The 21,432-nt window shown below is 29.4% G+C and carries 22 protein-coding genes; 16 read left to right on the forward strand and 6 right to left on the reverse strand.

Going from position 1 to position 21,432, the window contains the following annotated elements:
• The first annotated feature begins 19 nt into the window (after positions 1–19).
• The 7 genes from CUEA01_RS08545 (at position 20) to CUEA01_RS08575 (ending at position 6,601) form a co-directional block, all read left to right on the forward strand.
• Positions 20–280 (forward strand): stage V sporulation protein S, encoded by a 261-nt coding sequence (locus CUEA01_RS08545; RefSeq protein ID WP_053241904.1) that lies wholly within the window; start codon positions 20–22, stop codon positions 278–280.
• Between the two features lie 136 nt (positions 281–416).
• Positions 417–1,280 carry a decaprenyl-phosphate phosphoribosyltransferase gene (locus tag CUEA01_RS08550; RefSeq protein WP_234122149.1) on the forward strand — a complete coding sequence of 288 codons (864 nt, stop codon included), beginning with the start codon at positions 417–419 and terminating at the stop codon, positions 1,278–1,280.
• A 181-nt stretch (positions 1,281–1,461) separates the two neighbouring features.
• Positions 1,462–1,920 carry a PTS sugar transporter subunit IIA gene (locus CUEA01_RS08555; protein WP_234121230.1) on the forward strand — a complete coding sequence of 153 codons (459 nt, stop codon included), beginning with the start codon at positions 1,462–1,464 and terminating at the stop codon, positions 1,918–1,920.
• Positions 1,921–2,014: 94 nt separating this feature from the next.
• Positions 2,015–2,275, forward strand: coding sequence for an HPr family phosphocarrier protein (locus CUEA01_RS08560; protein ID WP_234121231.1), 261 nt, complete (start codon positions 2,015–2,017; stop codon positions 2,273–2,275).
• A 160-nt stretch (positions 2,276–2,435) separates the two neighbouring features.
• Positions 2,436–3,866: an adenylosuccinate lyase gene (purB, locus tag CUEA01_RS08565; protein ID WP_234121232.1), complete on the forward strand. Its 1,431-nt coding sequence runs from the start codon at positions 2,436–2,438 to the stop codon at positions 3,864–3,866.
• 162 nt (positions 3,867–4,028) lie between these two features.
• Complete coding sequence (locus tag CUEA01_RS08570; protein ID WP_234121233.1) at positions 4,029–4,886, forward strand: L,D-transpeptidase family protein; 858 nt, start codon at positions 4,029–4,031, stop codon at positions 4,884–4,886.
• Positions 4,887–4,906: 20 nt separating this feature from the next.
• On the forward strand, positions 4,907–6,601 hold the full coding sequence (locus CUEA01_RS08575; RefSeq protein ID WP_234122150.1) for a M3 family oligoendopeptidase: 1,695 nt from the start codon (positions 4,907–4,909) through the stop codon (positions 6,599–6,601).
• A gap of 358 nt (positions 6,602–6,959) precedes the next feature.
• On the opposite strand, the gene CUEA01_RS08580 is transcribed toward CUEA01_RS08575, so the two are convergent.
• Positions 6,960–7,502: a hypothetical protein gene (locus tag CUEA01_RS08580; RefSeq protein ID WP_234121234.1), complete on the reverse strand. Its 543-nt coding sequence runs from the start codon at positions 7,500–7,502 to the stop codon at positions 6,960–6,962.
• A gap of 192 nt (positions 7,503–7,694) precedes the next feature.
• Here CUEA01_RS08580 and CUEA01_RS08585 point away from each other — a divergent pair, with 192 nt between their 5' ends.
• Positions 7,695–8,237 (forward strand): hypothetical protein, encoded by a 543-nt coding sequence (locus CUEA01_RS08585; RefSeq protein ID WP_234121235.1) that lies wholly within the window; start codon positions 7,695–7,697, stop codon positions 8,235–8,237.
• A 37-nt stretch (positions 8,238–8,274) separates the two neighbouring features.
• On the opposite strand, the gene CUEA01_RS08590 is transcribed toward CUEA01_RS08585, so the two are convergent.
• Positions 8,275–8,646, reverse strand: a complete 372-nt coding sequence (locus CUEA01_RS08590) for a nucleotidyltransferase domain-containing protein (RefSeq protein WP_234121236.1) — start codon at positions 8,644–8,646, stop codon at positions 8,275–8,277.
• 43 nt (positions 8,647–8,689) lie between these two features.
• Positions 8,690–9,220 (reverse strand): TetR/AcrR family transcriptional regulator, encoded by a 531-nt coding sequence (locus CUEA01_RS08595; protein WP_234121237.1) that lies wholly within the window; start codon positions 9,218–9,220, stop codon positions 8,690–8,692.
• A 124-nt stretch (positions 9,221–9,344) separates the two neighbouring features.
• Here CUEA01_RS08595 and CUEA01_RS08600 point away from each other — a divergent pair, with 124 nt between their 5' ends.
• Positions 9,345–10,109 (forward strand): cyclase family protein, encoded by a 765-nt coding sequence (locus CUEA01_RS08600; RefSeq protein WP_234121238.1) that lies wholly within the window; start codon positions 9,345–9,347, stop codon positions 10,107–10,109.
• A 2-nt stretch (positions 10,110–10,111) separates the two neighbouring features.
• On the forward strand, positions 10,112–11,101 hold the full coding sequence (locus CUEA01_RS08605) for a fumarylacetoacetate hydrolase family protein (protein WP_234121239.1): 990 nt from the start codon (positions 10,112–10,114) through the stop codon (positions 11,099–11,101).
• Positions 11,102–11,328: 227 nt separating this feature from the next.
• Here the strand turns inward: CUEA01_RS08605 and CUEA01_RS08610 are convergent, their stop codons facing one another.
• Both CUEA01_RS08610 and CUEA01_RS08615 read right to left on the reverse strand, forming a co-directional pair.
• Positions 11,329–11,709 carry a hypothetical protein gene (locus tag CUEA01_RS08610; RefSeq protein ID WP_234121240.1) on the reverse strand — a complete coding sequence of 127 codons (381 nt, stop codon included), beginning with the start codon at positions 11,707–11,709 and terminating at the stop codon, positions 11,329–11,331.
• Between the two features lie 24 nt (positions 11,710–11,733).
• Positions 11,734–12,144 (reverse strand): DUF3888 domain-containing protein, encoded by a 411-nt coding sequence (locus tag CUEA01_RS08615; protein WP_234121241.1) that lies wholly within the window; start codon positions 12,142–12,144, stop codon positions 11,734–11,736.
• Between the two features lie 231 nt (positions 12,145–12,375).
• On the opposite strand from CUEA01_RS08615, the gene CUEA01_RS08620 reads away from it, so the two are divergent.
• On the forward strand, positions 12,376–14,121 hold the full coding sequence (locus CUEA01_RS08620; protein ID WP_234121242.1) for an ABC transporter ATP-binding protein: 1,746 nt from the start codon (positions 12,376–12,378) through the stop codon (positions 14,119–14,121).
• Between the two features lie 21 nt (positions 14,122–14,142).
• Positions 14,143–15,867, forward strand: coding sequence for an ABC transporter ATP-binding protein (locus tag CUEA01_RS08625; protein WP_234121243.1), 1,725 nt, complete (start codon positions 14,143–14,145; stop codon positions 15,865–15,867).
• A gap of 52 nt (positions 15,868–15,919) precedes the next feature.
• On the opposite strand, the gene CUEA01_RS08630 is transcribed toward CUEA01_RS08625, so the two are convergent.
• Positions 15,920–16,534, reverse strand: coding sequence for a LysE family translocator (locus tag CUEA01_RS08630; protein WP_234121244.1), 615 nt, complete (start codon positions 16,532–16,534; stop codon positions 15,920–15,922).
• Positions 16,535–16,661: 127 nt separating this feature from the next.
• On the opposite strand from CUEA01_RS08630, the gene pdxR reads away from it, so the two are divergent.
• The 4 genes from pdxR to clpA all read left to right on the forward strand — a co-directional run bounded on the left by pdxR (position 16,662) and on the right by clpA (position 21,377).
• Positions 16,662–18,047 (forward strand): MocR-like pyridoxine biosynthesis transcription factor PdxR, encoded by a 1,386-nt coding sequence (pdxR, locus tag CUEA01_RS08635; RefSeq protein WP_234121245.1) that lies wholly within the window; start codon positions 16,662–16,664, stop codon positions 18,045–18,047.
• 251 nt (positions 18,048–18,298) lie between these two features.
• Positions 18,299–18,784 carry a peptide-methionine (S)-S-oxide reductase MsrA gene (gene msrA, locus CUEA01_RS08640; RefSeq protein ID WP_234121246.1) on the forward strand — a complete coding sequence of 162 codons (486 nt, stop codon included), beginning with the start codon at positions 18,299–18,301 and terminating at the stop codon, positions 18,782–18,784.
• Between the two features lie 31 nt (positions 18,785–18,815).
• Positions 18,816–19,115, forward strand: a complete 300-nt coding sequence (locus CUEA01_RS08645; RefSeq protein WP_234121247.1) for an ATP-dependent Clp protease adaptor ClpS — start codon at positions 18,816–18,818, stop codon at positions 19,113–19,115.
• Between the two features lie 3 nt (positions 19,116–19,118).
• Positions 19,119–21,377, forward strand: coding sequence for an ATP-dependent Clp protease ATP-binding subunit ClpA (gene clpA / locus CUEA01_RS08650; RefSeq protein ID WP_234121248.1), 2,259 nt, complete (start codon positions 19,119–19,121; stop codon positions 21,375–21,377).
• The last annotated feature ends 55 nt before the right edge of the window (positions 21,378–21,432 follow it).

Below are 21,432 nucleotides of genomic sequence, written 5' to 3' on the forward strand. Positions count from 1 at the left end.
TCAACTTAGGAGGGTTATTATGGAAGTGTTAAAAGTTTCAGCAAAATCAAGTCCAAATTCAGTAGCAGGTGCTTTAGCAGGAGTCTTAAGGGAAAGAGGTGCAGCTGAGATTCAAGCAATAGGTGCTGGTGCGATTAATCAGGCTGTCAAGGCTATAGCTATAGCTAGGGGATTTGTAGCACCAAGTGGTATAGACCTTGTTTGTATTCCAGCATTTACTGATATTGAAATAGATGGAGAGGAAAGAACTGCAATTAAATTGATAGTTCAACCTAGGTAGTTAGTAATTCTATAAGGAGACTTTGAAGTTTATTCAGGTCTCTTTTATTTTCTTTAAAAATGTGTTAAATTATATTTGATAGTTTCACTATATATAAACTAAAAGATATTTTGTTTGGAGGAGTATAATGATAAAAATTGACATTAAATCGTTAATCGCACTTATGAGGCCTAAGCAATGGACCAAGAATCTTTTTGTATTTGGTGCGGTATTATTTTCCGGAAATTTCGTTAGTAAAGATTTATTCTTGGCAAATATACTTGTATTTATTATGTTTTGTTTGGCATCTTCAAGTATTTATGTCCTCAATGATATAATTGATGTTGAGAAAGATAAATTGCATCCTGTAAAAAAGTTTAGACCAATTGCAAGTGGTAAAGTATCAAAATTGCAGGGCATAATTTTAGATATTGTTTTATTTTTAATAATTTTAATATTTACGTACAGATTTAATTTTGAAGTATTGATAGTAATACTTGTGTACATTGTAATGAATATATTTTATTCGTTTATTTTAAAAAATGTTGTGATAATTGATGTAATGGTTATTACAGCTGGGTTTGTTCTTAGAATAGAAAGTGGAAGTATTGCAACAAATGTAGAGTTATCCCCTTGGATAATACTGTGCACTATACTGCTTTCATTATTTCTTGGTTTAAATAAAAGGAAAAGTGAAATAGTAGCTTTAAAATCTGATAGCGTAAAAACAAGAAAAATTTTAAAAGAATATTCAGTAGAATTAATTGATAAAATGCTTACAATTGTAACTCCATCTATTTTAATGGCATATTGCCTTTATACATTTAATTCTACTCAAAGCAAAAGTATGATGTTTACGATACCTTTTGTTTTATATGGAATTTTTAGATATCAGTATCTTATGGAAACACAAAATATAGGTGGAAAACCCGAAGATGTTTTTACAAAGGATAAGGCATTTTTGGTTAATATTATTTGTTGGTTTTTAGTAGTAGTTTGTGTGATTTACTTTAAAATTTAATAAAAATATATAATTTTATATTACATATTCAATAAAAAGATGTATAATGGTAATATTAGGTGATATATTGAGAATGTGTATAAAAATTTCCTATCAAATTTCAATTAAAAATATAATTGAAAGATTTAATTACATTAAAGAGTTTATACATAAACTAAAATAATTTGTAGGGGGAGATACTGTGAGTAAAGTATTAACAATGGTTTTGCCTATTAATGGTACATTAATTCATTTAACAGATATTAATGATTATTTGTTTAATAAAAAAATAATGGGCGAAGGTGTGGCTATAGAGCCAGCAGATGGTGAGGTTTTTTCACCAATTGATGGTAAGGTTGCGCTTATATATAAGGCTAAGCATGCAATAGCTATTGAAAATGAAGACGGAATTAAAGTTTTAATCCATGTTGGGTTAGATAGTGCGAAGCTAGATGGTAAAGGATTTGCATTATATGTAAAAGAAGGGGACGCTGTAAAAGCAGGCGACAAACTTTTAAGTTTTGATAGGGATTTTTTGGAAAAGAATGCGTCTATAACAACACCTGTTGTAATAACAGAGTCTGAGAGAGTAAAAAATTATGATATAGATTATTCAGTAAAAAAATCAGGTTTGGAATTTGCAAAATTTTATATTGATTAGTAGTATTTTGCGCAAATTTTATTGAATATGTAGTCTAATTGTGTTATACTAATCTAAGCTGATTTAAGTAAAAATTAAATAGAGGTGATTGTTAATGGTAACAAAAAGTGTTGTTGTAAAAAGTGCAACTGGTTTACATGCTAGACCAGCAACATTACTTGTAAAAAAGGCATCTAGTTTCAAATCAGATGTTAATATGGAGTTTAATGGTAAGAAAGCAAATGCTAAAAGTTTAATTGGAGTTTTATCTTTAGGAGTAACTAAAGACAGCACAATTAAAATAACAGTTTCAGGTGATGATGAAGCTTTAGCAGCTGAAGAAATCGCAAAATTAATAGAATCTTTAGATGAATAATGTAAAATAAAAACAATGAAAATTTTTTCATTGTTTTTATTTTACATTATTCTACGATATATTTAAAAAAATACGAATAAAATGTATTAAAATGAATATAATTATATGGTATACTATAAACGAAATTAATTATTCTAAATATTACGTACGGAGGTATAGTATGAGAACTACTTATGAAACACCACTTAATAGAAGATATGCGTCAGAAGAAATGAGTTATCTTTTTTCTGATGAAATGAAGTTTAAAACATGGAGAAAATTATGGGTAGCATTAGCAGAAAGTGAAATGGAATTAGGTCTTAATATAACAAAGGAACAAGTTGATGAACTAAAAAGCCATGTTGATGATATTAATTATGAAGTTGCAGAGGAAAGAGAAAAAATTGTTAGACATGATGTTATGAGTCATGTGTATGCATATGGTGTTCAGTGTCCTTCAGCTAAAGGTATAATACATTTAGGAGCTACCTCTTGCTATGTTGGAGACAATGCTGACATGATAATAACAAAGCAGGCGTTATTAATAATAAAAAAGAAATTGATAAACGTTATTAGTCACTTAAGTGATTTTGCTATGAAATATAAGGACTTACCTACACTTGGATTTACTCATTTACAACCAGCACAACTTACAACAGTAGGTAAGAGATGCACACTATGGATACAAGATTTAATGATAGATTTAGAAAACTTAAATTTTGTTATTGATAATTTGAAACTTAGAGGAGTAAAGGGAACTACTGGAACTCAATCTAGTTTTATGGATTTATTTAATGGCAATGAAGAAAAAATAAAAGAATTAGAGAAAAAAGTAGTTTCAAAAATGGGATTTGAAAAGGCATACAATGTTACTGGTCAAACTTATCCAAGAAAAGTTGATTCTATAGTATTAAATACTTTATCTGAAATAGCTCAAAGTGCTTATAAATTTAGTAATGATCTTAGAATTCTTCAAAATATGAAAGAGATGGAGGAACCATTTGAAAAAAATCAAATAGGATCATCTGCTATGGCTTATAAGAGAAATCCAATGAGATCAGAGAGAATAAGTGCACTTGCTAGATATGTTATTGTAGATGCTTTAAATCCAGCTATTACTGCTTCAACTCAATGGTTTGAAAGAACTTTAGATGATTCGGCTAATAAGAGACTTTCTGTTGCAGAAGGCTTCTTGGCATTAGATGGAGTATTAAATCTATATATAAATGTGTCAAGTAATATGGTTGTATATGAAAAAGTTATAACTTCACATGTAAATAGTGAGTTACCTTTTATGGCTACAGAAAATATAATGATGGAAGCTGTAAAAAGAGGTGGGGACAGACAAGAACTTCATGAGCTTATAAGAACATATTCAATGCAAACTGCTAAGAGGATTAAAGAAGAGGGATTATCTAACGATTTAATTGATAGAATAAAAAAGGATTCTACATTTAAATTAAGTGAAAAAGAGATAGATGAAATTATTGACCCTAAAAAGTTTGTTGGAAGAGCACCTGGTCAAGTAGTAGACTATATACAGGAATGTGTTAAACCAGTGCTAGAAAGTAATAAAGACTGTATAAATGTTGATGTAAATATAAGTGTATAATTCTACCATAAATTAAAGTAAATTATTGCTAAAATAAATGTAAAATATTACAAAAAAATATTTACATGAGTTACATAAAAGTATATAATTAGTTCATGAAATAGTATCGATATTATTCTTTTCATGGACTATTTATATTAATGATGAGATGAAGGGTAGAAAATGACTAAAAGTAGAATTATTATAATATTAACCTCTTTAACATTTTTATTTTTTTGTGGTTGTTCATCTAGTACAAAAAATAAAGTTAAAAATAGTGTTAACTCACAGCAGCTCACAGCTAAAAATGATAAAAAACAAAATAAAGTAAAAAAACCCCCTGAAGTGGAAAAACCCCAAGTTTATAAAGTTGGATCAAAAGGTGATAAAGTAAAGGACATTCAAGATAAATTAATAACATATGGATATCCTGTTACTGATGATGGAAAATTCGGAGTGGCTACTGATTGGGCAGTTAGAGACTTCCAATATAGGCATAATCTTAATATGGATGGCTCTGTTTCTGATAACACCTTTAAATTCCTAAATCAAAAACCAACCACTGACACTATGTGTAATTCTAATCTTAATCCAGTTCAAAATCCAGATGTACAAGCTAAAAAGGCTTATGCTGAAAATATTGCAAATTCAAATAATCTTGATAGCTATACTAAATATTTAATTATAGCTTCACTTAAAGAGCAGAGAGTTTATATTTTTAATGGAAGTAATAAAAATTGGACACTTATAAATACTTTTCAGTGTACATCAGGTGCAGCAGCAACGCCAACAATTACTGGACACTTTTTCGTTCAAGGTAAGGGCAGGGCATTTAAGTCAGGGAATGATATTATATGTAAGTACTATACACAAATACAAGGCAATTATTTATTTCATAGTATATTATTTGATAAGAATGGTAATGTTGTAGATGGTACTTTAGGAGCTTCACTTTCCCATGGATGCATGAGACTAGCTGTTGAAAATGCAAAATATATATATGACAATATACCGATGGGAACGTCTATATGGATTTATTAAAAAGAATAAGGGAGTACAATATGAAATTTACAGAATTTGAATATAAAAGACCCGATGTAGAAGAAATAAAAAATAAAATTAATTTTCTTTTAAAAGATTTTAATAATGCGGATACTTTTGAAATGCAGGACAAAATAATTAAGGAAATTAATGATATTAGAAATGAATTTGATTCAATGAGTACAATAGTATATATAAGGCATACTATTGATACTAATGATGAGTTTTATGATGCTGAGCAGACTTTTTTTGATGAAAAATTACCAATATATAATGGCATTATAACAAGTTATTATAAGGCATTAATAAACTCTAAATTTAAGGGTAAACTTGAAGAAAAATGGGGAAAACAATTATTTACAATAGCGGAGTGTGCAATCTCTACATTTTCGGATGAAGTAATTTCCGATCTTCAAGAAGAAAATGCACTTGCAAGTAAATATACTAAACTCCTTGCTTCTGCAAAAATAAATTATAAGGGTGAGGAAAGAAATCTTTCACAAATGACACCTTTTACTTTATCAAAGGATAGAAACGAAAGAAGACTTGCTAGTGAATTAAAATATCAATTTTTTGCCGATAATTCAGTTGAATTTGATGATATATATGATAAACTTGTAAAAGTTAGAACTAAAATAGCTAAAAAGCTTGGTTTTAATAGTTTTGTAGAACTTGCGTATAAAAGACTTAATAGGTCAGATTATAATCCTGAAATGGTAAAGAATTTTAGAAAGCAAGTTAAGGAATATTTAGTTCCAATTGCTAAAAAGCTAGTAGAAAAACAAAGAAAAAGATTGGAACTCGAAAAAATAGAATACTACGATCTTAATTTCTATTTTAAAACAGGTAATGCAAAGCCTCATGGTTCAGCAGAATGGATGGTAAAAAATGCTCAAAAAATGTATTCTGAACTTTCTAAAGAGACAGGAGAATTTTTTGACTTTATGGTAGAAAATGAACTTTTAGATTTAGTAAGTAAAAAAGGAAAAGGCAGCGGAGGATATTGTACGTATATAAGTAAGTATAAGTCACCATTTATATTTTCAAACTTTAATGGGACTTCTGGTGATGTAAATGTACTTACACATGAAGCAGGGCATGCTTTTCAAATCTTCTCAAGTAGGGGGTTTGGAATACCAGAATATAATTTTCCTACACTAGAAGCTTGTGAAATACATTCAATGAGTATGGAATTCTTTACTTGGCCTTGGCTTAATCTTTTCTTTGAAGAAGAAGCAGATAAATATAAATTTTATCATATAAGCGATGCTTTTCTATTTATACCTTATGGCGTAGCTGTTGATGAATTCCAACATGCTGTTTATGAAAATCCTGATATGACTCCAGAGGAAAGAAAAAAGACCTGGAGAGAAATTGAAAAGAAATACATGCCATATAAGGACTACGAAGGTAATGAATTTTTGGAATTAGGCGGATATTGGCAGCAGCAGAGGCATATTTATGAGAGTCCATTTTACTATATAGATTATACTCTTGCCCAGTTATGCGCATTTCAGTTCTGGAATAAGTCATTGCACAATAGGGAAGAAGCTTGGAAAGATTACTGTAATTTATGTAAACTTGGCGGAAGTAAGTCATTTTTGGAACTTGTAAAAAGTGCAAATTTAAAATCGCCTTTTGAAGACGGAACTATAAAGGAAGCTATTGAACCTGTAGGAAAGTGGATTGGTAGCGTTGATGATTTAAAATTATAGAAAAAGAGCTATTACTTTAAGGCATAAGAGCTTAAGGTAGTAGCTCCTTTATTATAGAATGACAACTTTTGGTATTATTGAACCTGATTTGTTGGTTTTGTTTACATAATATAAATTATGTGAATTATTTTTTTTGTTAACCTAGAATTAAATAATTTAATTAATAAATTGTATGTACTATTGTAATATAGTTGTCACAATTAAAGGTTATTATATAAACATAGAAAATGAATTTCCCAATCCCAATTTAATATAAATTAAATATAAAAAAGCAGTTGGTTAGTCCCCCTTTCCAGCTGCTTTTCTATATTTAAATAAAAAATTATTCAAAATAATTGTAAAGTAAATTATAAATATCCTACTGATATTTAGCATCAATGGGATATTTATAACTTATTTTTAAATTACTATTTTCTATTAGTTTGTTTAAAAAGAGTTTTTTATCATTATAGCCTTTAAATGCGCTAATAGGAATAAATAATTCATCATTGGCTGCAGTTATGATAAAAATATAATTATCTATTAAACTAATTATTTTTATAGATTGCCATTTATAAATTTTTTCAGATAAACTAGTGATTGTTTGCAATCCAACTTCAGTTATGATTATCTTAGTAGGTTTGAAGCAATCATTGTATTTCACTGATAGAAAAACTTTATTCAATTTTTTTCTGAGCAAAAATTTAATTCGTCTTTTCCTATATACCGTTAAAATGAGCAATGTTAACAGCAACATTATGTAGTAATATAAATGATTTATTATTATACAAGTAAAAATAGCAAAAATAAGTATTGAAATTGCTTGTATAATAGTTGAACGTTTATAAGCTTTGGTTTCAATGAAATGCTTCATGTGAAAATTTATTAAATCGTCCCTGGAAATTTGATATTTTATTTCCATAATTAAAACTCCAATCTTATTTTTTATAGAATAGTAATTGTAAAATACATTATACTTTAGTTTATTGAAAATTTAAACATAACCAAATTATGAGTTTTTATGATATTTAATATTATCATATATTTAAATTTAAAAATATGGTATAATATGTTAGAAATGATTTTATTCAAAGGTAAAGAATGGAGTGCTAATGTGAGGATAAATTACAAAATTTCCATAGATGAATTAGTAAATTTTCATACAAAATATGTTACTGAAACTAAAAATTATAAATATGCTATTATCGGTAATACAATTTTCATGCTTTTGCTGATATTTCTTGTTTTTATGCTTTCTAAAAGTTCATTTTATACTATTTCTACACTTATTATGTGCTTTGTTTGTTTATTATTTAGAAAAAGATATATGATATACGGCATAAGGAAAAGATTGCGCAAAATTTTTTCATTTGAAAAATATAATAATTATTTTGAAGCCACTACATTGATTATTGATGAAAATGGTTTGAATTTAAGTACTAATTTATCTCAAAGGGCTTATAAATGGATTTCTCTAAAAAGTTTGTATTTAATAGACAATTATGTTTTTATAAGAACAAATACACATGATGATATATTAATTCCCATTGATTCTTTTTCATTATTAAAAGATAAAGACTTTTTTATTAATACTATTATTAACAATACTAATTTAGTATTGAAAAATACATATCCTATTGATTTTAAATATCAATAGAATATTCTCTTAAACTTATTACTGTAATTTTATATTATTAATTATTGTTAATAAACGATTCTACAGTATCATATTTTTCTATATTGACACCATTTTCTTCAATTATTTTTACAAATTTTTTTTGAAGTTCTACAGCTCTTTCTTTAAATTTTTCTAGATGTTTTGCATTATATGCATCCATCAAATTAAATTTGTATAACCCGTTTTCTATTGAAGCCTCGTTTAATTCATTTTGCAAGCATGTATATGCATTTTTTGTTTTTGGTATAAAATAGAAATCTACATCTGATAATGGATTGGCTGTACCATTTTCATAAGAACCATAAGTAAGTAAAAGGCTTACATCATCTTTATAGTCTTTTTTAATTTTTTTAACTACCCAATCGACAATCATATCATTTCTTTTCATAATATCCTCCATAACTTTGTACTTTCATATTTTCATTTAAACATCAGTTTGCTGTGTTACAGCTGATTCTGCAAAATTCCTTCGCCATTTCTTCTGGAGATTCCCTCATTCCATCTTCCAACCAACGAAGAATGATACTATAGCAGGCACCAGAATAATAGTACAGCTCATATTTGTGTATGGAATTCGATTTCATATCCCCGTTGACCCGAATAATATAGTCCGTGATTTCGTTTAGCATATTTACTGAAACATTAGCTTTTGCAGCGGTTAGGACAAAGTCGGCATATTTTTCGTAGAATTGAAATAAATGCAACATAAAATCGTAGTTGTGAAAATCTTCCACTTCTAATGGCTTTGAATGTTCATAATCCTGTTGCATAACATCAATGACTTCATATATGATATCTTCTATAGTATTGTAGTTGCGATAAAATGTTGCACGAGCAACACCGGCTTTTTTGATCAGTTCTGTAATTGATATGGAAGAGGCATTTTTTTCTTTAAGTAAATTCAGTAGAGCATATACCATTTTATTCTTTACCAGTTCATTTGCCTCTTTTCTTTTATCCATGAAACAAAACCTCCTTTTTTGTATCAGGTTTGTACGTTGACGACTAAAGCATATAATGATAATCTGTAAATGTGATACATATTGTATCATGTTTAAATTGTGCTTGCAAGAGGAGGAGATTCAAATGAAAATAATTGACTTGACAAAGCCCATTGAAAAAAATAAAAAAGATCCTCAGTATATGAAAGTAAGAATAAAGCACAAAAGCCATCTAAAAGGAAAAATGCTATTACCATTCATGGGAGTGAACCCTTTCAAACTACCAAAGAGTTTTCGGGGATGGGCAGATGATAAAATTGCATTTGGTGTTCATTCTGTTACACATGTGGATGCGCCATGGCACTATGCGGCTAGAACAGCAGATGGATCAAAGAGCATGAGTATTGAAGAAGTACCCTTGGATTGGTTTTATGGTGATGGAATTGTGATTGATATGTCTTACAAAAAGGATATGGAACTTATTACAAAAGCAGATTTAGAAAACTATGTTAGACAAAATAATTTACATATAGGAGAAGGTACCATCGTTTTTATAAAGACAGGCAGAGATCGTTATGTAGGAACGAGAAATTATCCTAAAAGTGGAACGGGAGTTAGCGGTGAAGCCACTAAATGGCTCATTGATCAGGGAGTACATGTTACTGGAATTGATCAGTGGGGCTGGGATAGACCACTGTTTAAACTAGGACATTTATCTAATAAAACAAAAAATACGGATATCTTCTGGGAAGGGCATAGAGTTGGAATAGAAAAACCTTATTGTCACATAGAACAGGTTGTTGGATTGGGTCAGTTGCCAAAGGATGGATTTAAAGTAATGGCTATGCCATTGCCGTTAAAAGGATGTTCAGCATCACCAATCAGATTAATTGCAATCATGGAGGATTAAATATGAAGATTAAAAAATTAGTATTCAATAAACAAGGTAACACATCACTTGCTGTTTCCCGTGGAGCAGAGTGGATTTTGCTCAAACAACTAGCAGAGGAAATAAAAGATAAGGATTTATTAGCAGTCTGTAATGACTTGATATCATTTTTACAGTACCGTGGAACACATAAGGATGAGCTTGATCAAATCATAGCTTCAGCGAAGGAAACTTCCTTTGCACGTTTCGATATGGAAGATGTCATGATTTTTAAACCTATATTATATCGTGACTTTATGCTGGGAGAGCGGCATGTGATAAACAGTGGCAGAGGAATGGTTAAGAACTGCATGCCATCTGTATACCCAATATTAAAGGTATATGAAGCGATAACTAGAAATACATTTCCGCCACTTAAGCCAAAAAAAGCATATTATGAGAATCCAGTCTATTATAAGGGCAATCACTTGTCCTTTGTTGGAAGTGGAAGTGAAATAAAATATCCGAATTATGCAACGGTCTTGGACTATGAACTGGAACTTGGATTTATTATTACAAAACAGATTAGGGATGCGGATGAAAAAACAGCGCTTGATGCCATAGGTGCTTTCTGTGTGTTTAATGATTTTAGTGCAAGAAATGTACAGATTCCCGAGATGAAACAGACAGGATTTGGACCATGCAAAGCAAAAGATTTTGCAAGTTCTATATCAAATGTTGTTGTGACGGCGGATGAATTACTGCCGCATCTTAATTCTCTTAAGACACGGGTGATCATAAACGAAGAAACGGTTGCAACGGGACAATTGAATGAGTTCTTATTTACACTTGGTCAGTCAGTGGCGTTTGCTTCAAAAGGAGAAACCGTATATCCTGGCGAATTCATGGGTACAGGAACAATACCAAACTGTAGTGGACTTGAGAATGGACATTTACTCAAAAGTGGGGATACGATTCGACTGGAGATTGATCAGATTGGGTTTGTTGAGAACAATGTAAAAAGAGAATTCTGATACAGTATTCATGCATTTGTATTATAAGGTATGTAACTATTGTTTTGTAAAAAAATACAATACAATTATTCCATAAATGTAGATTATGAGGTAATTATTTGGATTTTAAAATAATTTAAAGGGGTGCAGCCAACATTTTAAACTTGTTGGCTGCACCCCTTTAAGGGTGTTTTATTCATAATTATAGCTATTGGTGCATATATTATGGTGTTTGTTACAAAAATGAATTAATTATTTTTTATAAACTCTTCTACGGTATCATATTCCTCTATATTGACACCATTCTCTTCAATTATTTTTACAAATTTTTTTTGAAGTTCTACAGCTCTTTCTTTAAATTTTTCTAGATGTTTTGGATTATATGCATCCATCAAGTTAAATTTATCTAACCCATTTTCCCTTGAAGACTCCTTTAATTCATCTTGTAAACATGTACCTGAAATATAAGCAAGAACAGCATCACCACTATCACAACATATATAGATTTTATTCCAGGTAGAGACAATTTCTTCATATAGTTCTGCAAGGTACTCATAGTTTGCTTTCTTTTCTTCATCTTTTGTTTTTTTAGTTTTTATATTCAAGAAGTTTCTTGTATTCTTTATCATTTTATGACAACATTCTTCTTTAATTTATTTTGTATGGTTGAAATCTATAACACGTATTCCAAAAGCATCAACCCTTATGGTCGTAATTTCTAATCCATATGGTGGATTATGTGGTCCTTTGAATGTTCTTACTGCAATTTTTATTTCAAAATTAAATGAACCATCCTGAAGTCTCTTAATGCTTAAAATCTTAGCACTCCATAAATCAAATTGTCTCGGCTCTCCATAATAGTTTTCAATTCCTTTACTGATGTAAGGGGAAAACATTCTAATAAGTAAATCTGTTTGTAATTTTTCTAGTGAATCAATTTGATTTATATATACATTGTTCAAATAGTTTGTTTTTTTTGCCGCATAAACCTTACAACAAAAATTATTACTAAAAACTAATAATATAATCAAAAAAGCACTTATAATAACGAATTTTTTACTCATCTAATCACCTTCTATAGATATAGATTGCTCAATGAATTTAAGTTATATTATTTTATTGCTAGTTTATACATGCGGCAAAATAATATTCTTAATTTCCTGTAATTCACATAAAAGCAAAAAAGAGTTGACAAATTTAAAACTAAATACTAATATGTTTATGTAATAGTAAACAAAATTTAATTGTGTTTGTAAAATGCCATTTTATTGTAATTTAGAAGGGATAATAAAATTATGTATAAAAATATTTTAGAGAATAAAGAGTCTGTAATTCTTAAGCAGTTAATTAGTTTAATAAAACCATATAAAAAATGGATATGGCTAAGCCTTCTTTGCGCTATTGTAATAGGAATAAGTGATATTATTTCTGTTACCTTGATTAAACAATTAATTGACAATATCCATCATGCTGACAATGGAGGGATTTTAAGAATAATAATGCTATCAATAATTACAGTGCTAATAAGTGCAATAGCAAACTACCTAATGCCATATTCTTCGGGTTTATTTGGAAGTAATGTAATTAAAGATTTGAGAAATAAAACAGTACAGCACATTGATAAAATGCAAGTTTCATCAAAAGATAAGATGAATAACGGAGACATAACTTCAAGACTAAATAATGATATTTCAGCGGCAGAACAATTTATAGGAAGTATACATAATTATCTGTATATACCATTAGTCTTTTGTGTAACATTCATTTACTTGTTTTTGATACAGTGGAAGCTGCTCGTTGCAAGTTCTATATCTATACCAATTGCTTTATTCATATCCAATAAACTAAGCAAGCCCATGGGAAAACTTCATGAAGAATATTATAAATATATTGGTGAAGCTAATAGCTTAATGCAGAATGCAATAGATGGAATAAATGTGGTAAAAGCATTTAATTTAGAAAAAGTATTTCAAATTAAATGTCGTGAGAAATTAAATAAGTCATTGGAAATTTACGACAACAAAATAAACTTTAGAGGCGCACTAATAATGCCAGTAATGTTTATGATATATGAGTTACCATACGTTATATGTGCTGCATATGGTGGCTATTTAGCTGTAAAAGGAAATATAAAAGCAGGAAGTCTTGTTGCATTTCTTCTTTTACTTCAATATCTTGTAAATCCAATGTCTCAATTGCCTAATTTAATTGTTATGGCTAAAAGTGCAATGGGGGCATTTAAGAGAATATTTGAGTTATTTGAACTTAAAACTGAATATGCTAGTGGAACTTCATTTAGTAATATAAAAGAAGAATTCGATATTGAATTTGAAGATGTTATCTTTGGCTATAATGAAAATGAAAAAATATTAAACAAAGTAAGTTTTAAATTGAAGAAAGGAAGTACTGTTGCAATAGTAGGACCAAGTGGAGCTGGCAAAAGCACAATTATAAATCTTATTTGCAGATTTTATGAAATTAACAAAGGAGTAATAAAATTATATGGAGAGGATATAAAAGCTTGGAATCTAGTTTCTTTGCGTAAACAGTTAGGGTTTGTATCACAGGACACATATTTATATCCGGGTTCAATTATGGATAATATCAGATTTGGAAAACTATCCTCTACAGATGAAGAGGTTATATCCGCAGCAAAAGAAGCTAATGCTCATGATTTTATTTTAAAATTGCAAAATGGATATGATGCATTGGTTAGTGAAAGGGGCATAAAGTTATCTGGAGGTCAAAAACAGAGAATAGCCATAGCTAGAGCTATTTTAAAAAATGCACCTATTCTATTATTAGACGAGCCTACTTCTGCATTAGATACAGAATCTGAGGCTTTTATTCAAAAATCACTTCAAGCAATGATTAGCAAAAAGACAAAACTTATAATAGCTCATAGGCTCAATACTATTGAACAGGCTGATTTAATATTAGTACTTAATAATGGAAGTATCGTTCAAAGTGGAACACATGATGAGCTTTTGAGCAAGGAAGGTTTATATAAGCAATTATATCAAAGGCATTTTTATAAGTAGGATAATGAAGGAGCATAAACAATGTTAAAAAAAATTTATCTTGGTGATTTATTTAGAATGATTTCGCTAATGAAAAAGAAGAAATGGATTTATATTTTAGTATTAATTTTAAGCTGTGGAGTTAATGCAACAAGTAATATAATAAGTGCCTACGTAAACAAAAATGTTATAAGTGCAGCTGAAAGTGGAAAAATGTATTTTCTAATAAGTGGGGCTGTATTAGCTGTAATTGCCTTTTTAATGGGGTGCATTATTTTTCCTATGTGTATTTACTTAAAAGTGCGAATAATAAAGCATGTACTGGTAAAAATCAAGCTTGATTTGTTTAAGCACATAGAAAAGCTTCCAATTTCGTATTATGAAAATAGTCATAGTGGAGAACTAATGTCAAGATTAATTAATGATGTTAACTCAATGGAAAATGCATATAATGATCAAATGCAAATGATAGGGGTAGGAGGTATAGGTTCTACAATTACAATGATAAGTTTAGATTGGAGGTTAGCAATTATTACAATTATAATGGGAGTGATTTCTGCAAGAATTGATATTTCTTATTCCAGTCCTTTACGTAAGATTGCTAATAACATTCAGAACTCATTGGGGATTTTGAACCAACATTTAAGTGATATATTAAGTGGCTTTTGCACAGCAAGAATGTTCAACATTAGTAGTCTTATTACAGATAGATTCATAAATGAGAGTAACATAATTGCAGGCCAAACTATTGAACGTGCTAAAAAAAATTCTCAGCTTAGTTGTATAAATTATATATCTGGAGTTTTAAGTATGGTAGGAATATATATAGTAGGTGCGTTTATGGTAACTAAAAATATGCTTGATTTTAGCACTGTTGTGGCAATTGTGGCTTTGCAAAAGGGCGTAAATTTTATGTTTTTGAATTTGGGCAACTTTTTTGTGCAATTACAAAGTTCATTAGCAGGAGCAAGTCGTATTTTTGAAATACTTGATGAAGCAATAGAGAAAGAAGGATATATGGTAAACGGTAATATTCCTGAAAATAGCATGATAGCATTAAGAAATGTAAGATTTGCATACAAGGGTCAAAGTACAATATTAAAGAACTTTAATCTTAAAGTATCTAAAAATAGTATAGTTGCACTTGTAGGAGCAAGTGGTGTAGGAAAAAGTACAATTATTAAATTTTTACTTGGATTTTATGAAGTTAATTATGGTGAAATTACAATAGGTGAAAAGTTAATAAGTGAGTATACTTTAAAAGAATTAAGAGAACTTATGGCATATGTACCTCAAGATGCATACCTTTTTGATGGAACAATAGAAGAAAATATTAGGTATGGAAAAATGGATGCCAGTAAAGATGAAATAATTGAAGCGGCTAGACTAGCTAATGCACATGATTTTATTATGAAAATGCCTAATAAATATTCTACAAAGGTTGGAGAAGGTGGTGTAAAGCTTTCAGGTGGACAAAAACAATGTATTTCTATAGCAAGGGCTTTTATTAAAAATTCACCTATTATACTTCTTGATGAGGCAACATCAGCTTTAGATTCTGAATCAGAACAACTTGCGCAAAAAGGTTTAAAAGATTTAATGAAGGGGAGAACGGCTCTTGTTATAGCTCATAGACTGACTACTATAAAAAATGCGGATATGATTTGTGTAATTGAAGGGGGAAAGATAGCTGAGTACGGGAAACATGAGGATTTGATAAGAAAAAGTGGGAGATATATGAGTTTATATAGTATGTATGCTGATTAGTACATACTCCTCACAAAAGGAACAATTCAATCAACTATCTTTATTAAATATTCTAAATCGAACTAAATGCAAGCTTTATTGCAAAAATAATAAAGATAATACCAAATATCTTTTGAAGTATGCATACATTTTTAGGAGAATCTTTAAAAAACTTATTTGTTAATCCTGCTAATAAACCATATCCTATAAAAACTAAAAGTGTAATAATCATAAATACAAGTCCATAAAATAAGCATTCAGTTATATAATACTTTCCAGTTGATTTTGCATATTGAGGTAAGAAGGAGAAAAAAAATAAAGTAAGTTTCGGATTGAGCAAATTAATAAAAATCCCACTACGAATTATTTTACTTGCTTTTAGGCTTGATTCGCTGTCTGTTATTTCAAAACTTGTTTTTGATGTCATTATACCAATACCAAGATATAATAAATATACGGAACCAATTAATTTTAGAATAAAGAAAGTGGTATTGTTCATTTTCATAATATACGATGAAAGAACAATACTTAAACATAAATGCGGTATGATACCAATAGTACAGCCAAGAGCAGCAAATATACTTGCTTTTTTCCCTTTTATTATGCCCGTTGAAATAGTATATGTAACTCCTGTGCCTGGAATTAATATGATGATAAATGATGTGATTAAAAAACTGACTGTATTCATAATGGCCTCCTAATATATTTTTTTTAACTTATATGATATAATTTACCATGATATAGTGGTTGTGATAAGAGCCACATTTTAATAATTTTTAAGGAACCACTTTTTAAGAAGTATAGAAGGTGTTTATATGAATTTTATAAATATTGATAGGAAATCAAAAGTTTCTTTATCAAAACAACTTTATATGTATTACAAAGAATTAATACTGAATGGTAAAATGAAATCAAACGATAAACTTCCATCAACACGGGAATTATCAATAAATTTAAATATTTCAAGGAACGTAGTACTAGATTGTTATGAGCAGTTAATGGCGGAAGGATATGTTTATACAAAAAGTGGTTCGGGTACTTATATATGTGAAGGAGTAACATTTCCTAAAATTAAAATAAGAAAGGAATTTCATTTTAATAAAAGCGATAATTATATAGATAAAATATCATTTCGTACAGGAATCCCGGATTTGGATAATATACCTATTAATAAATGGGCAAAGGTTTATAAGGACAGTATTTCTAACATTAATGAGAAGCAGATGGGTTATCAAAATCCTTTTGGGAGTTATGAATTACGTTATGAGCTTTCTAATTATTTAGAACGTGTTAGGGGCGTATGTACATCACCAGATAATATATTAATTACTAATGGTGCAGCACAAGCTTTCTCCTTATTGTGTAAACTTGTTAAAAATAATGAATATGTACTAGTTGAAAATCCACTTAGTTACGGTATTCTTAATACATTAGAGAGTAATCAGGTGGCAATGAAACCAATTAGAGTTGATGAAAATGGGATGGTGACATCTGAATTACCTAAAGAGCCTCCCAAACTTATATTTACAACACCAAGTCATCAATTTCCAACTGGAGTAGTTCTTCCAATCAATAGAAGGATTGAAATGATAAAATATGCTCAGAAACACGGGACTTATATTGTTGAGGATGATTATGATAGTGAGTTCCGATTTTATGGAAATCCAATACACTCCATGCAACATTTGAATCCAGAAAAAGTTATTTATGTAGGAACGTTTTCCAAGACTTTAATGCCAGCATTAAGAATAGGATATATGGTTTTACCTGATAAACTCCTTTGTAAAATAGAAAATATAAAGTATGTAGCTGATCTACATTCACCAAATTTTGAGCAACTTACCTTAGCAAAATTTATAGAAATAGGTTTCTTTGATCGTCATATAAGCAAGATGCGAAGATTGTATCTCAAAAAGCGAAACTATCTTATTGAATGTCTTAGAAAAGAATTTGGTGAGAGGGTAACAATTACTGGTGCTCAAGCTGGAATGCATTTTGTAGCTACTTTTAAAGATGTTATTTTTGATAAATGCCTTATGAGTAAGATTAGTGAGAAAAATATAGAAATCACGGCTATGAATAAACATTATATATCGGATAATTTAATCTCCCCAATGGACAATTCATTAATATTTGGTTATGGAAATACCAAGATTGAACAAATGGAAAAGGGTATAAAATTATTATCAGATATTATATGAATAAATGTGATATAAGAGAGGACTTTGATACATAATTTTATGACACAAAAGTATATTGGCAGATTAAAAGTTGAAAACTTAAAAAATTGAGATAAGGTAATAAAGTGCTGAGAGGATGGAGAAATTACTGCAGTTTTTAAAGGGATATCTCCTTGTTTTATATTTCTATTTCTACGCATATATTTTATAATAAAATAATGCTATAATGGTTTATATATTTATAATAAAAACCCATAGAAAAGAGTGATAAAATGAAGAATATTGTTTTTGCAGGTGGATGTTTTTGGGGCGTAGAGGCATATTTTAATACACTAGAAGGAGTAACTTCAACTAAGGTTGGATATGCTAACGGAAATACAAAGGACCCTAATTATGATGAAGTATGTACAGATAAAACAGGTTTTGCAGAAGCTTGCTTTATAAATTATAATGAAAATAAAATAACCTTAGAAAAGCTTTTAGAGGCATTTTGGAAGGTAGTTGATCCAACTATTTCAAATAGACAGGGTCATGATATTGGTACACAATATAGAACAGGAATATACTATAAAAATACTGAGGATCTAAATATAATTTTAAAGTCCAGGGATAATGAACAAAAAAATTATGATAAACCTATAGTAACAGAAATAGAAGAATTAAAAAATTTTTACGATGCAGAAGAATATCATCAAAAATATTTAGAAAAAAATCCAAATGGATATTGTCATATTTCTAAGGAATTATTGAAAAAATAAATAAATAAAACAAAATGGAGTTGTTTATGGGATGGGGTTAAAAACAACCTTAAATGAAAAAACAGAAAATAAAATAAAAGAACCTAGGATGTATGAGGTTATAATATATAATGATGATTATACGACAATGGACTTTGTAGTAGAGGTTTTAGTCAGCATATTTAGTAAAAGTGTACCTGAAGCAGTTAAGATTATGTTTGATGTACATAAAAAAGGCAGCGGTGTTACAGGGCTATATCCATATGATATTGCAGTTACTAAAGTTAAACAAACGGAAACTATGGCAATTAAAAATGGGTATCCGCTAAAATTGTCTATAAAAGGGGTATAAGGTATGAGATTTAATGATGTTTTAGATGAAATTATAACAGCGGCATATAGTGAAGCTAAATTTGATAAGCATAAATATTTTACACCAGAACATATACTTTATGCATCACTGTTTTATAATGATGGCATTAAAATAATAAAAAATGTCGGAGGATCTGTAGAAAATTTAAAAAAAGATTTAGAAGAGTATTTTGTTAAAAATGTTGAAAAGCAAGAAGCTGGAGAACCTATTCAAACCGAAGGAGTTCAAAACATAATAAATTCAGCTGCAAATCATGTGATTTCAAGTGGCAAGGAAGTAATAACCATTGGAGATGTATATGTTGCTATGTACGATGAAGAAGACTCTTTTGGTGGATATTATTTAAAAAAACAAGGAATTAATAGGTTAACGCTCTTAAACTATATTACTCATGGTATATCAGTAATAAAGGATGAAGCAGATATTTCATTTTTTAGTGATGAGTATGAGTTAAATGATGAAGAAGATTACGGCTTTGAATACACTGAAGAAAGTAAATCAGCAATAGAAAAGTATTTAGAGGATATTACTGATAAAGCAGCTAATGGTCTTATTGACCCAGTAATAGGAAGACAGGATGTAATTAAGAGAACCCTTCAAGTTTTATGCAGAAGAAGAAAAAATAATCCTATACATGTAGGGGAACCCGGTGTTGGAAAAACCTCAATTACAGAAGGCATTGCAAGTTTAATAGTAAGTGAAGCTGTGCCTAATGCGTTAAAGGGCAGTAAGATATATTCATTAGATATGTCTAATATTATTGCTGGTACAAAATATAGAGGTGATTTTGAAGAAAGAATTAAAAATGTATTGAACGAAATACAAAAACAAGATAAGCCAATAGTTTATATTGATGAAATACACACCATAATTGGTGCAGGTGCAGTTTCAGGTGGGGCAATTGATGCAGCTAACATATTAAAACCGTATCTTGCTGATGGTAAAATAAAATTTATTGGTTCTACTACTTACGATGAATATAAGAAAATTTTTGACAAAGATAGGGCACTTTCAAGAAGATTTCAAAAAATAGATGTAAAGGAACCATCAATAGAAGAAACCTATAAAATATTATTAGGAATAAGGGAAAAATATGAGAAATTTCATAATGTACATTATACGGATGAAGCCTTAAAAGCTGCGGCTGAATTTTCAGCGAAGTATATTAATGATAGATTTCTTCCAGATAAAGCAATTGATGTTATTGATGAATGTGGTGCTTTTGTAGAGATAAACAGGACTTCGGATGAGGTTATTAATGTAGAGGTAAAGGATATTGAAAATGTAATTTCATCTATTTCTGGAATACCTATAAATGAGGTATCAGAATCTGAAATGGAGAAACTTCGTAATTTAGAAGATACATTAAAGAAAAATGTATTTGGCCAGGATAAAGCAATTGAAAGCATTGTAAGAGCTGTTAAAAGGTCAAGGGCAGGCTTTAATGATGAAAATAAAACTGTAGCAAATTTACTCTTTGTTGGTCCGACTGGAGTAGGTAAAACTGAAATAGCACGAAAAATTTCAGAAGCACTTAATATAAAGCTAATAAGATTTGACATGAGCGAGTATCAAGAAAAGCATACAGTAGCAAGACTAATTGGGGCCCCTCCAGGATATGTAGGATATGAGGAAGGTGGACTTTTAACAGATGCAATACGAAAAAGCCCATATTCTGTGTTACTGCTTGATGAAATTGAAAAAGCTCATCCAGATATTTTAAATGTTTTACTTCAAATAATGGATTATGCAACCTTAACTGACAATGTTGGCAAAAAAGCTGATTTTAGAAATGTTATATTAATTATGACTTCCAATAAAGGGGCTGCAGATGTAGGTAAAGCAATAATAGGCTTTGGTGAGAGATATATAAAAGAAGAATTTATTAATAAAGAAGTAGATAAATACTTTACACCAGAGTTTAGAAATAGATTAGATGATATAGTTGTCTTTAACAGTATGAATGAAGAAATGGCTATGTTAATAACTAAAAAGGCTCTGCAAGAATTTGAAGCAAAGCTAGAAGGGAAAAACATAGAATTAAAGGTAACTGATAAATGTTTAAAATGGATATCTGCTAAAGGACTTAGCTCAAATTACGGTGCTCGTGAAATTTTAAGAGTTGTACAAAAAGATATAAAAACTTATTTTGTTGATGAGGTTCTTTTTGGAAAATTATCAAATGGCGGAAATGCATTAATTGATATAGTAGAGGATAAAATAAAAATTGAAAAAATTTAATAATTGTGCATGCTTTTATTCATCTTGGCAATACTATAGCTATACGTATAATTAA

This window comes from Clostridium hydrogenum (assembly GCF_021432385.1).
In the GTDB taxonomy this organism is placed as follows: Bacteria; Bacillota; Clostridia; order Clostridiales; family Clostridiaceae; genus Clostridium_S; species Clostridium_S hydrogenum.